The 12,979-nt window shown below is 63.1% G+C and carries 11 protein-coding genes; 10 read left to right on the top strand and 1 reads right to left on the bottom strand.

The genetic code is table 11. The features are described from left to right. Positions 1–121 precede the first annotated feature (121 nt). Genes ACIOMR_RS25205 through ACIOMR_RS25195 form a run of 3 tightly spaced genes read left to right on the top strand, consistent with a single transcriptional unit; the run spans position 122 to position 2,581 of the window. Complete coding sequence (locus ACIOMR_RS25205) at positions 122–1,141, top strand: aminoglycoside phosphotransferase family protein (RefSeq protein WP_008434428.1); 1,020 nt, start codon at positions 122–124, stop codon at positions 1,139–1,141. Then, positions 1,138–1,812, top strand: coding sequence for an N-acetylmuramate alpha-1-phosphate uridylyltransferase MurU (gene murU / locus ACIOMR_RS25200; protein ID WP_003210984.1), 675 nt, complete (start codon positions 1,138–1,140; stop codon positions 1,810–1,812). The genes ACIOMR_RS25205 and murU overlap by 4 nt, the downstream gene beginning before the upstream one ends. Before the next feature lies 1 nt (position 1,813). After that, positions 1,814–2,581 carry a TerB family tellurite resistance protein gene (locus ACIOMR_RS25195; protein ID WP_102370013.1) on the top strand — a complete coding sequence of 256 codons (768 nt, stop codon included), beginning with the start codon at positions 1,814–1,816 and terminating at the stop codon, positions 2,579–2,581. Positions 2,582–2,761: 180 nt separating this feature from the next. On the opposite strand, the gene ACIOMR_RS25190 is transcribed toward ACIOMR_RS25195, so the two are convergent. Continuing rightward, positions 2,762–3,736 (bottom strand): alpha/beta hydrolase family protein, encoded by a 975-nt coding sequence (locus tag ACIOMR_RS25190; protein WP_401196988.1) that lies wholly within the window; start codon positions 3,734–3,736, stop codon positions 2,762–2,764. Between the two features lie 77 nt (positions 3,737–3,813). Between ACIOMR_RS25190 and ACIOMR_RS25185 the strand changes: the two genes are divergently transcribed. The 7 genes from ACIOMR_RS25185 to ACIOMR_RS25155 all read left to right on the top strand — a co-directional run bounded on the left by ACIOMR_RS25185 (position 3,814) and on the right by ACIOMR_RS25155 (position 12,913). After that, a complete protein-coding gene (locus tag ACIOMR_RS25185; protein ID WP_003210979.1) occupies positions 3,814–6,201 on the top strand; it encodes a PAS domain S-box protein in 2,388 nt (795 codons plus the stop codon). Positions 6,202–6,226: 25 nt separating this feature from the next. Beyond that, positions 6,227–6,856, top strand: a complete 630-nt coding sequence (locus ACIOMR_RS25180) for a response regulator transcription factor (protein ID WP_003210977.1) — start codon at positions 6,227–6,229, stop codon at positions 6,854–6,856. A gap of 226 nt (positions 6,857–7,082) precedes the next feature. Continuing rightward, positions 7,083–8,195, top strand: coding sequence for an ABC transporter ATP-binding protein (locus ACIOMR_RS25175; protein ID WP_003210974.1), 1,113 nt, complete (start codon positions 7,083–7,085; stop codon positions 8,193–8,195). A gap of 43 nt (positions 8,196–8,238) precedes the next feature. Further along, entirely contained in the window at positions 8,239–9,279 is a 1,041-nt protein-coding gene (locus ACIOMR_RS25170; RefSeq protein WP_003210973.1) for an ABC transporter substrate-binding protein, read from the top strand. Positions 9,280–9,491: 212 nt separating this feature from the next. Continuing rightward, entirely contained in the window at positions 9,492–10,724 is a 1,233-nt protein-coding gene (locus ACIOMR_RS25165; protein ID WP_003210972.1) for an ABC transporter permease, read from the top strand. 13 nt (positions 10,725–10,737) lie between these two features. Next, positions 10,738–11,562: an ABC transporter permease gene (locus ACIOMR_RS25160; RefSeq protein WP_003210970.1), complete on the top strand. Its 825-nt coding sequence runs from the start codon at positions 10,738–10,740 to the stop codon at positions 11,560–11,562. A gap of 202 nt (positions 11,563–11,764) precedes the next feature. Continuing rightward, entirely contained in the window at positions 11,765–12,913 is a 1,149-nt protein-coding gene (locus tag ACIOMR_RS25155; protein ID WP_003210968.1) for an iron-containing alcohol dehydrogenase, read from the top strand. The last annotated feature ends 66 nt before the right edge of the window (positions 12,914–12,979 follow it).

Here is a 12,979-nt window from a genome sequence, read left to right as displayed (position 1 = left end):
CCGGGCTTCCTGCGTGCCATCTGCCCGCGGTGTGGGCCGCACGCCTCTCGATGGTCTGAAAAAGATGCGTGATAATAAAGCATGACCCGCTTGACGGCTAGCGCCGTCGGAGACCCTTGTAATGCCCGACCAAGATCTACGTTTGCAACAGCTGAAAGTCTGGCTTGATGAGCAATTGCCAGGCCTCTTTACCACCCAGGGCTGGGGTGTCGTACCCCCGGCCACGTTGACTGCGGCCAGCAGTGACGCGAGTTTCAGGCGTTACTTCCGGTGGGAGGGAGGAGGTCGCAGTTTTGTCGTGATGGACGCTCCACCCCCCCAGGAAAACTGCAAACCTTTCGTCGATATCGCTCATTTACTCGGTCAATCGGGAATAAATGTTCCGAAAATTTATGCTCAAGATCTGCTTCGCGGCTTTCTTTTGCTGAACGACCTGGGGAAAAAAACCTATCTGGACGTGATTACGGCTGAAAATGCCGATCAATTGTTCGCCGATGCCATCGACGCATTGCTGGCTTTCCAGCAATTGCCGATGGAAGCCCCGTTGCCCAGTTATGACGTCGCGCTGTTGCGTCGGGAGCTGGAATTGTTTCCTGAATGGTACGTTCGCCGGGAGCTGGGCATCGAGTTTGACGCCCGGCAGCTTGGCCTGTGGCAACGCGTCAGCGAACACCTGATTGACAGCGCCCTGGCCCAGCCCAAGGTCCTGGTGCATCGCGACTATATGCCGCGCAACCTGATGATCAGCGAGCCGAATCCCGGCGTGCTGGACTTCCAGGACGCAGTCTACGGCCCGGTGACCTACGACATCACGTGCCTGTTCAAGGACGCCTTTCTCAGTTGGCCGCAGGCCCGCGTGCGGGAATGGCAGCGCGGTTACTGGCAACGCGCCGGCGCGCTGGGTATCCCGGTGCAGGCGGACTTCGAGGAGTTCCTGCGGGCCAGCGACCTGATGGGCGTGCAGCGTCACCTCAAGGTGATCGGCATCTTTGCGCGCATCTGCCACCGCGATGGCAAGCCGCGCTACCTCGCGGACGTGCCGCGCTTCTTTGCTTATATAGAGGCGGTGCTCGCGGACCGGCCAGAGTTGAGCGAACTGGGTGAACTGCTGGCGAGCCTGCGCGTCGAGGCGGTGGTATGAAGGCCATGATCCTGGCCGCCGGCAAAGGTGAGCGGATGCGCCCGCTGACCTTGCACACGCCCAAGCCGCTGATCCAGGCCGGCGGCAAGCGCCTGATCGAGTACCACCTCGAGGCGCTGGCGAAAGCGGGCTTTACCGATATCGTCATCAACCATGCGTGGCTCGGCCAGCAGATCGAAGGCTATCTGGGCGATGGCTCGCAGTACGGCGTACGCATCCAGTACTCGGCCGAAGGCGAGCCGCTGGAAACCGGTGGCGGGATCTTCAAGGCCTTGCCGCTGTTGGGGGACGAACCGTTCCTGGTGGTCAATGGCGACATCTGGACCGACTACGACTTCGCCAGCCTCCACCAGCCGCTGGATGGGCTGGCCCACCTGGTGATGGTCGACAACCCGCCGCACCATCCGTCCGGCGGTGATTTCTACCTGAAGGACGGCGCGCTTCATGATGCCGCCGCCGGTGCCGATAACCTGACCTTCAGTGGCATTTCCGTACTCCACCCCCAGCTGTTCGCGGGTTGCAGTGCGGGTGCCTTCAAGCTGGCGCCGCTGTTGCGTGACGCCATGGCGAAAGGGTTGGTGACGGGGGAACACATGAACGGACGCTGGATCGATGTCGGGACGCTGGAGCGTCTGGCGCAAGTCGAAACCCTGCTGACAGCGGGGCACTAGGATGTTGTGGCCAGGGACTCTGATCGGAGCCGGGGCGGGCTTTGCCATTGCCAGCATTCCGGGGGCCATGTTGGGCGCACTGCTGGGCCAGGCGCTGGACCGGCGCCTGGAACTGCAAAGCTGGGCCCAGTTACGCGAGCGCCTTGGCGGCCGGCCGGCGTTGCGCAATGACGAACTGCTGTTCGTGTTGCTCGGTCGCCTGGCCAAGAGCAACGGCCGGGTGGTGGACGGGCATATCCAGCAGGCGCGCCAGGAAATGCGCTCGCTGGACATGGCCGAGCCGGCCCAGCGCCGTGCGATTGCCGCGTTCAATCGCGGCAAGTCCGGCTCGGACCGGGTACGCAGTTACCTGGGCGTGCTCAAGGCCCAGCCCCATGCGGCGGAAGGTGTGCTGCGTGCCTGTTGGCGCATGGCCTGGGCGGACGGCAAGGCCAGTACGGCCGAGCGCGAGTTGATTGAACAATGGGGCAAATGGCTGGGTTGGACGGTCCAGCAGATCCAGGCGCTGGCGGCTGACTATGAGCCGGAGCGCAAGCCGTTGGCCAATCGTGGCGGGGCTTATCAGGAGGCGTTGCGGATTCTGGGGGTGACGTCGACCACCGAACCTTCGGTGATCAAGCGCGCTTACCGGCGCCTGCTGAGCCGGCACCACCCGGACAAGATTGCCGGCAGTGGCGCCAGTCCAGCCCAGGTGCGGGAGGCGACCGAACGTACCCGCGAGCTGCACAACGCCTACGCGCTGATTCGCGAAAGGCGAGACTTTCGCTAACAGAATCATCAGGCGCTGCTTTTTTATGGTGTAAACCGGATCAATTGTGGGAGTGGCGGTGCGACGATTCGACTTGCTCGCGAATGCGGTGGATCAGTAACAGATGCAGTGACTGACTCACCGCATTCGCGAGCAAGCCCGCTCCCACATTTTGTTCTCCAGTGTTTTTGAGATTTACGATCAGTCTCCGGGATTTTGCGGGCTCAGCCACCCGCGAATCCGCCGGTACAGCTGCTCTTGCCCTGCCTGGCTGTTATCGGGGAGGGCCTTCAACGACACCTGCTTGTAGCTGTCATTCTTCAAACGCTTGCTGGCCTGGGAACGTTCCTGGGCCGCTTTGCGTGCCTGGGCGTTGTCCTGGTAGAAAAAGTCTGCCGTGGCCAGCTTCAGTTTCGGTGCCAGTTGTTGCAGGTCCGGGGCACGGCCCGCCGGGGTCTGCGCGGCCACCATGACAAATTTCTGCACCTGCGCCGGTTGTTTTTCACTCAGGTAACGCGCGGCCCACCAGGCGCCGGTGCCGTGGCCGAGCAATACGACGCTGCGGGCATTCTGGGTCTGGGCGAAGGCGAGGGCGGCGTCAATGCGCGCGAAGATTCGCGTGGCGTCGGTCTTGTCTTGTTCATCGGTGCCGGGAACCACGGCCGGGTCAGTGCCTTCCGCTTCGGCGCTGGCGGCTTGCTCCACGGGTTTGGCGACGGTGCTGGCGTCTTTGCTGCTGGTCTCCACGGTCGCCTTGGGCGATTCGATGACGCGGGGTGGCAAGGTGTCCAGGGTCAGGTCCGGCAGCGACAAGCTCAGGGAGCCCCAGGAAGCGTCCGGCAATTTCTTGCGCAACGGCGCGATTGCTTGAGGCCAGTCAGCACTTTCGCCGTTGCCCGGGACGATAATCACCACGCCTTCAGGCTCACCGCTGTTGGCCGGCTTCCACAAAGCCAGGAAAGAATCGCTGCCTGCCTGCAACTGTTGTTGTTCCTGCTGCGGGATTTGTCGTTCCAGGGCGTTGGCTTCTTCCTGGCTGCGCTCCGGCAAGGGCTGGCGCACCACTGGCTTTTCCGGGGCGGGAGCGGGAGTGTCGGCGGCCTCGACACAAAAGGCGCTGGTAAACAGCAGCGACAGGCACAATGCTGGCAGTGCCGAGCGGTGGGAAAGTGGCATCGTTGATTTCCGGCCAGAAGTGATTCCGGCAGCCTAATGGGTTGGTCAGTATTTGTCAGTGATATGAGACGTGGATCATGGGTTTTCGCTACCTGCTGGTTATCGGCTGTATATGCTTTCCCTTGATCGCGGGCGCCGTGCCTGCGCCTGCCACTCACCAGGCGCAGCTCGATGCCGGCCAGCGCGAATGGCTCGAACAGCATCCCGACCTGCGGGTCGGGCTGGTGTTACAGGCGCCTTATGCCCAATACGATCGGCGCTTGCAGCGGCTGTCCGGGGCCAATGTCGAATTGATGCAGTGGCTGGCCAAGGCGCTGAATATCGAACTGACCTGGCGCAACTTTCCCAATCAGGAGCAACTGGAGGCGGCGGTGCGTGACGGCGAGGTCGACCTCGCCCCCGGCCTGCTGCAAACCCCGGCCGGCCTGCGCCTGTGGTTGTTCTCCGATCCGTATATGCGCGTGCCCCAGCACATTGTCGGGGTTCGTGATGGCAGCACCGCAGTCGACCTGGAGAAACTCGACGACCAATCCCGCGTCGCCGTGCGCATGCCCAGCGCAGTGGCGGATTACCTGCGCAGCACCTACCCGAGTCTCAACCTGCAAGGCGTGCCCATGGAGCGCCAGGCCCTGCAATTGCTGGTGAGCCAGCAGGCGCGGTATGCGGTGGTGGATGAGGCGCAATTGAGCCGGTTGTCGGGCGAAACCGAGTTCGCCGGCCTTGCCGTGGTCGGCGATATTGGCCTGCCGCAATTGCTGCGGGTGGCCACGCGGCGCGACTGGCCCGAGCTGGCCGATATCATGCAAAGCGCCTTGCGCGCGATTCCCGCTCGTGATCTGGACCAGTTGCACAGCCGCTGGCTGCAGCCCAAATACCCACGGGTGACCGAGTCCCCCGGCTTCTGGCAAAACCTCACGTTGCTGCTGGGCCTGCTATTGCTCGCCAGCCTGGCCGTGGTGTTCTGGCAGCGCCGCCAGCAACGCGGCCTGGAGCATAATCTGCTGGCCGCCCGCGAAGAAAGCGCCGCCCGCGCCGCCGGTGCCGAAGCCTTGCGCCTGACCCAGTTCTCCATCGACCAAAGCACCGTCGGTATCCTCTGGGTCAATTGGGACAGCCATGTGCGCTACGCCAATCAGGCGGCGGAAACCATGCTCGGCTACGCCCCCGGCGCCCTGATCGAACGCCCGCTGATCGAATTCGACCCGACGCTGACCATGGACCGCTGGCTCAACCTGTGGAAGCGCGCCCGGGCGAGCGAAGACGGGCCACAGAGTTTTGCCACCAATTGCCTGCGCGCCGATGGCAGCGTATTGCCAGCCGATGTGTCCCTGAGTTTCCTGCGCTTTGCCGACGGCGAATACCTGGTGGTCTACCTCAACGATGTCACCGAGCGTCGCCGGGCCCTCGCGGCCTTGCAGGAAAGTGAGGCGCGGCTGCAAGGGATCGCCGCCAATGTGCCGGGGCTGGTGTTTCGCCTGGAGCGCTTGCCGCGCAGCGAGGCGATCGAGTTCGCCTACATCAGCCAGGGCAGCGAGGGCCTGGTGGGTTACGCGCCGGAAGTGCTCAGCCATCCGGCCATGGGCATTCGCAGCCTGGTGCATCCCGACGACCGCGCCAGTTATCACCGCACCCAGGACCAGGCCATCGAGACCGAGAGCAACTGGGCCTGGCAGGGCCGCATCCTGACTCGCCTGGGCGAGCAGCGCTGGGCCGATATCAAGGCCGTGACCCGACGCCTGGAAGACGGCGCCGTGGTCTGGGACGGAATTGTCTGGGACATCAGCGAGAGCAAACGCATCGAGCTGGAGCTGGACGCCTCCCGCGCGCAATTGCGGGAATTGTCGGCCCACCTGGAAACCGTGCGCGAGGAAGAGAAGGCCCGCATCGCCCGGGAAGTGCACGACGAGTTGGGACAGATGCTCACCGTGCTCAAGCTGGAAACCTCGATGTGCGAGCTGACCTACGCCCAACTGGATCCTGGCCTGCACGAGCGGCTGAACAGCATGAAGCGCCTGATCGCCCAACTGTTCCAACTGGTGCGCGACGTGGCTACTGCCCTGCGCCCGCCGATTCTCGACGCCGGGATTGCCTCGGCAATCGAATGGCAGGCCCGGCGTTTCGAGGCCCGCACGCAGATTCCGTGCCTGGTGCAGGTGCCGGATAATCTGCCGGCGCTGAGCGACGCCAAGGCCATCGGCCTGTTCCGCATCCTGCAGGAGGCACTGACCAATGTGATGCGCCATGCCCAGGCGCATACTGTCGAGCTGACGCTGGTGGTGGAGGGCGCGCACTTGCGCCTGACCATCAGCGACGACGGCGCAGGTTTCGTCCAGGCCCCCGGGCGCCCGGTATCGTTTGGCCTGGTGGGCATGCGCGAGCGGGTGCTGATCATGGGCGGGCAGTTGAGCCTGGACAGCGCATTGGGCGAAGGCACCACCCTGAGTGTGACGGTGCCGCTGGATTGATAACCAAAAGAAGAGGACATCCACAGTGATCCGTGTACTGGTAGCTGAAGACCACACCATCGTTCGCGAAGGCATCAAGCAACTGATCGGACTGGCCAAGGACCTGCTGGTGGTGGGCGAGGCGAGCAATGGCGAGCAGTTGCTGGAGACCCTGCGCCACGTGCCCTGCGAGGTGGTGTTGCTGGACATCTCGATGCCTGGCGTCAACGGCCTGGAAGCCATCCCGCGGATCCGTGCGCTGAACAATCCCCCGGCGATCCTGGTGCTGTCGATGCACGACGAAGCGCAAATGGCCGCCCGTGCGCTGAAGGTCGGTGCCGCCGGCTATGCCACCAAGGACAGCGACCCGGCGCTGCTGCTGACCGCGATCCGCAAGGTCGCGGCGGGCGGGCGGTACATCGACCCGGACCTGGCCGACCGCATGGTCTTCGAAGTCGGCCTCACCGATTCCCGCCCATTGCACTCGTTGTTGTCGGAGCGCGAGTTCTCGGTATTCGAGCGCCTGGCCCAGGGCGCCAACGTCAACGACATCGCCCAGCAGTTGGCGTTGAGCAGCAAAACCATCAGTACCCACAAGGCGCGCCTGATGCAAAAGCTCAATATCACCTCCCTGGCGGAACTGGTGAAGTACGCCATGGAGCACAAACTCCTATAGCGGCATACCTGTTTGCGACTACCTGCCGAGCGCCGCGCTGCCCGGTCTTGCTGCTTGTAGCGTGGGGTTTGTAACTGCTCTGTTCTATCCCCGCCATCCGTGTAGGGCAATCCCTACCCCAAACCTTCCATCCTGCTGATGCCAATCTCTCCGGGCCCCCGATTTGCGCGGCCTTGCCCTGGGACTACGCTTGTTCCACGGCAGTCCAAAACAAAAAGGTGCGGGTATGAGCGAGGTGGATTCAAATGATGTGCTGGTCAGCTTTCGTGGCGTGCAGAAGAGCTACGACGGCGAGAACCTGATCGTCAAAGACCTCAACCTGGAGATTCGCAAGGGCGAGTTCCTGACCCTGCTCGGGCCGTCCGGGTCGGGCAAGACCACCAGCCTGATGATGCTCGCCGGTTTTGAAACCCCCACCGCCGGCGAGATCCAGCTGGCCGGCCGCTCCATCAACAACGTGCCGCCCCACAAGCGCGACATCGGCATGGTGTTCCAGAACTACGCGCTGTTCCCGCACATGACCGTCTCCGAGAACTTGGCGTTTCCGCTCTCTGTACGCGGCCTGAGCAAGACCGACATCAGCGAGCGGGTCAAGCGTGTACTGAGCATGGTCCAGCTCGATGCCTTCGCCCAGCGCTACCCGGCGCAACTCTCCGGTGGCCAGCAGCAGCGGGTGGCCCTGGCCCGGGCGCTGGTGTTCGAGCCACAGCTGGTGCTGATGGACGAACCCCTCGGCGCCCTCGACAAGCAACTGCGCGAACACATGCAGATGGAGATCAAGCACCTGCACCAGCGCCTCGGCGTGACGGTGGTGTACGTGACCCACGACCAGGGCGAAGCACTGACCATGTCCGACCGGGTGGCGGTGTTCCACCAGGGCGAGATCCAGCAGATCGCTGCCCCGCGTACCTTGTACGAAGAACCGAAAAACACCTTCGTCGCCAACTTCATTGGCGAGAACAACCGCCTCAATGGCCGCCTGCACAGCCACACCGGCGACCGCTGCGTGGTCGAACTGGCGCGCGGCGAAAAGGTCGAGGCGCTGGCGGTGAACGTCGGCCAGGTCGGCGGCCCGGTGACCCTGTCGGTGCGCCCCGAGCGCGTCAGCCTGAATGGCTCCAGTGAAAGCTGCGTCAACCGATTCTCCGGGCGCGTGGCCGAGTTCATCTACCTGGGCGACCACGTGCGGGTGCGCCTGGAAGTCTGCGGCAAGACCGATTTTTTTGTGAAACAACCGATCGCCGAGCTGGACACAGCCCTGGCGGTCGGCGACGTGGTACCGATTGGCTGGCAAGTCGAGCACGTTCGCGCACTCGACCCACTTCTAGAGGCGAATTGATCGCCCCCTTGCTTCACCAACCTCGCACGTGGAGAGAACAACAATGTTGAGATCCCTGAAATATTCCGCCCTGGCCCTGAGCTTGATGGGCGCGACACAGGCCATGGCAGGCCCTGATTTGACGGTGGTGTCCTTTGGTGGCGCGAACAAGGCGGCGCAGGTCAAGGCCTTCTATGCACCGTGGGAAAGCGCGGGCAACGGCAAGATCGTCGCCGGCGAATACAACGGTGAAATGGCCAAGGTCAAGGCCATGGTCGACACCAAGAGCGTGTCCTGGGACCTGGTGGAAGTGGAGTCGCCGGAACTGTCCCGTGGCTGTGACGAAGACATGTTCGAGCCCCTGGACCCGAAACTGTTCGGCAACCCGGGCGACTACGTGAAGGGCGCGATCCAGCCGTGCGGCGTGGGTTTCTTCGTGTGGTCCACGGTGCTGGCCTACAACGCCGACAAACTGAAAGCACCGCCAGGCGGCTGGGCCGATTTCTGGGACACCAAGAAATTCCCGGGCAAACGCGGCCTGCGCAAGGGCGCCAAGTACACCCTGGAATTCGCCTTGATGGCTGACGGTGTGGCGCCGAAGGATGTGTACAAGGTGCTGGCCGGCAAAGATGGCCAGGACCGTGCGTTCAAGAAGCTCGATGAGCTCAAGCCGTATATCCAGTGGTGGGAAGCGGGCGCCCAACCGCCGCAGTACCTCGCTTCTGGCGATGTGGTGATGAGTTCTGCCTACAACGGCCGGATCGCTGCCGTGCAGAAAGAAAGCAATTTGAAAGTGGTGTGGAACGGCGGGATCTACGATTTCGACGCCTGGGCCATTCCAAAAGGCCTGGCGAAAGACCGTGCTGACGCGGCGAAGAAGTTCATCGCCTTCTCGGTGCAGCCGCAGCAGCAGAAGACCTATTCGGAAAACATCGCCTACGGCCCGGCCAATACCCAGGCGGTACCGTTGCTGGCGAAGGACATCCTGAAGGATATGCCGACTACCCCGGAAAACATCGCCAACCAGGTGCAGATCGACGTGAGCTTCTGGGCGGATAACGGTGAGCAACTGGAGCAGCGCTTCAATTCCTGGGCTGCCAAGTAACCACCGCACCCAGGGTGGATGGGCTTTTTGTGGCGAGGGGGCTTGTCCCCCGTTGGGCTGCGAAGCGGCCCCAAAACCAGCCACCGCGGTCAGTCTAATAAACCACAGTGGCTTTACTGGGGCTGCTGCGCAGCCCAACGGGGGACAAGCCCCCTCGCCACAGGTGTGGGCCTTCACAGGTCTGCATTCTTTTTTACGATCCGGAGTTCGCCATGGCCCTCGCCATTCCCAGCCCCACCCTGAAACAGCGCCTGGCGCGTGCCGAGCGGCTCAACCGCTGGAAGGCCCAGGCCCTGATCGCGCCATTGGTGGTGTTTTTGCTGCTGGTGTTCCTGGTACCGATTGTGGCGCTGCTCTACAAAAGCGTCGGCAACCCGGAAGTGGTGGGCGGCCTGCCGCGCACGGTGGTGGCGGTGACGGCCTGGGACGGTCGTGGCCTGCCCGGCGAGCCGGTGTACCAGGCCATCAGCGAGGACCTGGGCGAAGCCCGGAAAAACTCGACCCTGGGCGACCTCTCCAAACGCTTGAACATGGAACTGGCGGGCTATCGCAGCCTGCTGACGAAAACCGCGCGGGCGCTGCCGTTCACCGAAGCGCCTGCCTCCTATAAAGAAGCGCTGGAAAACCTCGACGAACGCTGGGGCGACCCGGCGTACTGGCAGGCGATCCGGCGCAACACCAGCAGCCTCACGCCATACTACTTGCTGGCCGCCGTCGATCACCGCATCGACGACCTCGGCGAAATCGCCCCGGCCACCCCGGACCAGGCGATCTACCTCGATATCTTCGCCCGTACGTTCTGGATGGGCCTGGTCATCACCGTGTGCTGCCTGCTGCTGGCCTATCCGTTGGCTTACCTGCTGGCCAACTTGCCGGCGCGGCAAAGCAACCTGCTGATGATCCTGGTGCTGCTGCCGTTCTGGACCTCGGTGCTGGTGCGCGTGGCGGCCTGGATCGTGTTGCTGCAGTCCGGCGGCTTGATCAACAGCGCGCTGATGGGCATGGGCCTGATCGATAAACCGGTGGAACTGGTGTTCAACCGGCTCGGCGTCTACATCTCCATGGTGCACATTCTGTTGCCGTTCATGATTTTGCCGATCTACAGCGTGATGAAAGGCATCTCGCCCACCTACATGCGGGCGGCAATCTCCCTGGGCTGCCACCCATTCGCCAGCTTCTGGCGCGTGTACTTCCCGCAGACCTACGCAGGCGTTGGTGCCGGCTGCCTGTTGGTGTTCATTTTGGCGATTGGCTACTACATCACCCCGGCCTTGCTGGGCAGCCCGAACGACCAGATGGTCAGCTACTTCGTGGCCTTCTACACCAACACCAGCATCAACTGGGGCATGGCCACGGCCTTGGGCGGCTTGTTGCTGCTGGCCACCGTGGTGCTGTACCTGATCTACAACTGGCTGGTGGGCGCCAGCCGCCTGCGCCTGAGCTAAGGAGACCGTTGCGATGCTGAGCCCTTATATGTCGCCCGTGGAACGGGTCTGGTTCTACAGCTTGCGGATCCTCTGCGGCCTGATCCTGTTGTTCCTGATCTTGCCGGTGCTGGTGATCATCCCGCTGTCGTTCAACAGTGGAAGTTTCCTGGTCTACCCGCTGCAAGGTTTCTCGCTGCACTGGTACCAGGATTTCTTCGGTTCGGCGGAATGGATGCGCGCCCTGAAGAACAGCATCATCGTGGCTCCGGCGGCTACAGTGCTGGCGATGGTGTTCGGCACGCTGGCGGCGATTGGCCTGACCCGGGGGCACTTTCCCGGCAAGGCGCTGGTGATGGCCCTGGTGATTTCGCCGATGGTAGTGCCCGTGGTGATTATCGGTGTGGCCAGTTACCTGTTCTTCGCGCCGCTGGGCCTGGGCAACAGCTTCTTCTCGCTGATCGTGGTGCACGCGGTGCTGGGCGTGCCGTTTGTGATCATCACCGTGTCGGCGACCTTGCAGGGGTTCAACCATAACCTGGTGCGGGCGGCGGCCAGCCTGGGCGCGTCACCGCTGACGGCGTTTCGTCGGGTGACCTTGCCATTGATTGCCCCGGGGGTGATCTCCGGGGCGCTGTTCGCCTTTGCCACCTCGTTCGATGAAGTGGTGGTGACGCTGTTCCTTGCCGGGCCCGAGCAGGCGACCTTGCCACGGCAGATGTTCAGCGGCATCCGTGAAAACCTCAGCCCTACCATTGCCGCCGCGGCGACCTTGCTGATTGCCTTCTCGGTGGTGCTGTTGCTGACCCTGGAATGGCTGCGCGGGCGCAGCGAGAAACTGCGTACGGCCCAGGTCTAAAGCCAAACAGAGATCAAAATGTGGGAGCGGGCTTGCTCGCGAAGGCGGTGTGTCAGTCAACAGAGATATCGACTGGCCTACCGCCTTCGCGAGCAAGCCCGCTCCCACATTGGGTTTGTGTCTATTCAGTAGCTGAATGCAAGACAACCAGCCCAAGTCAGCTAGTCTTGTGCCAGCCCATAACTGATAAGAGGCCGCGCACATGAGTACTTCCTCATTCAAGATCGCCCACAAACTGCTCACCGGCCCAGGCGCCATCGAGCAACTGGCCGCCGAGCTGACGCGGCTGGATGTCGACAACCCGCTGATTGTCACCGATGCGGCACTGGTCAAGTCCGGCACCGTGGCGCTGGCGCTGGAACACCTGGGCGAACGGACCTACGAGATTTTCGACCGCGTGCTGCCCGACCCGGAAATCGCCATCGTCGAGGACTGCATGCGCGTCTACCGCGAAGGCGGGCATGACGGCCTGATCGGCGTCGGCGGCGGCAGTGCCATCGATATCGCCAAGAGCGTGGCGGCCTACGCCGGTTACCATGGCGCCCTGGCCGACCTGTTCGGCGTGGACCAGGTGCCGCGCAAAGGCCCGCCGCTGATCGCGATTCCCACCACCGCCGGCACCGGTTCGGAGGTGACCAACGTGGCGATTCTGTCGGACAAGGTCGCGCAACTGAAAAAAGGCATCGTCAGTGATTACCTGCTGCCGGACGTGGCCCTGATCAGCCCGCAGATGACCCTGACTTGCCCGCGCAGCGTCACCGCCGCCAGTGGGGTGGACGCATTGGTGCACGCCATCGAATCCTACCTGTCGCTGAATGCCTCGCCGATCACCGATGCACTGGCCATCGGGGCGATCAAACTGATTGCCAAGGCGTTGCCCAAGGCCTACGCCAACCCCGCCAACCTTGAGGCCCGGGACGACATGGCCACCGCCAGCCTGATGGCCGGGATGGCGTTCGGGAATGCCGGCGTGGGCGCGGTGCATGCGTTGGCCTACCCGTTGGGCGGGCGTTTCAACATCGCCCACGGCGTAAGCAACGCCTTGCTGCTGCCCTACGTGATGCACTGGAACAAGCTGGCGTGTGTGGAGCGCATGCAGGAGATAGCCGAGGCCATGGGCGTGAATATCACGGGGTTGAGTGCGGTGGATGCCGCCGACCAGGCCGTCGATGCGATGACGCGACTGTGTGCCGCAGTCGAGATTCCGTCCGGCCTGCGCAGCTTCGGTGTGCCTGAAGACGCGATCCCGGCCATGGCGGTAGAAGCGGCGGGGATCGAGCGGCTGATGCGCAACAATCCGCGCAAGCTCAGCGCCGCTGATATCGAGAAAATCTACCGGGCAGCTTATTAACCATTGAGCGAGGTCACGGTGCGCGCGGCAAAGCATGAGGTATACAATGCGCGCCATCGTGATTTA

The organism is Pseudomonas sp. NPDC087814, assembly GCF_044742865.1.
Taxonomy (GTDB): Bacteria; Pseudomonadota; Gammaproteobacteria; order Pseudomonadales; family Pseudomonadaceae; genus Aquipseudomonas.
This window is presented reverse-complemented; position numbering and strand designations above follow the sequence as displayed.

What these genes read in the sequence shown, in the direction of transcription:
- ACIOMR_RS25205 (WP_008434428.1), top strand. Translation starts at nt 122, where the DNA reads ATGCCCGACCAAGATCTACGTTTGCAACAGCTGAAAGTCTGGCTTGAT.
- ACIOMR_RS25170 (WP_003210973.1), top strand. Translation starts at nt 8,239, where the DNA reads ATGTTGAGATCCCTGAAATATTCCGCCCTGGCCCTGAGCTTGATGGGC.
- ACIOMR_RS25195 (WP_102370013.1), top strand. Translation starts at nt 1,814, where the DNA reads ATGTTGTGGCCAGGGACTCTGATCGGAGCCGGGGCGGGCTTTGCCATT.
- murU (WP_003210984.1), top strand. Translation starts at nt 1,138, where the DNA reads ATGAAGGCCATGATCCTGGCCGCCGGCAAAGGTGAGCGGATGCGCCCG.
- ACIOMR_RS25155 (WP_003210968.1), top strand. Translation starts at nt 11,765, where the DNA reads ATGAGTACTTCCTCATTCAAGATCGCCCACAAACTGCTCACCGGCCCA.
- ACIOMR_RS25175 (WP_003210974.1), top strand. Translation starts at nt 7,083, where the DNA reads ATGAGCGAGGTGGATTCAAATGATGTGCTGGTCAGCTTTCGTGGCGTG.
- ACIOMR_RS25185 (WP_003210979.1), top strand. Translation starts at nt 3,814, where the DNA reads ATGGGTTTTCGCTACCTGCTGGTTATCGGCTGTATATGCTTTCCCTTG.
- ACIOMR_RS25190 (WP_401196988.1), bottom strand. Translation starts at nt 3,736, where the DNA reads ATGCCACTTTCCCACCGCTCGGCACTGCCAGCATTGTGCCTGTCGCTG.
- ACIOMR_RS25160 (WP_003210970.1), top strand. Translation starts at nt 10,738, where the DNA reads ATGCTGAGCCCTTATATGTCGCCCGTGGAACGGGTCTGGTTCTACAGC.
- ACIOMR_RS25165 (WP_003210972.1), top strand. Translation starts at nt 9,492, where the DNA reads ATGGCCCTCGCCATTCCCAGCCCCACCCTGAAACAGCGCCTGGCGCGT.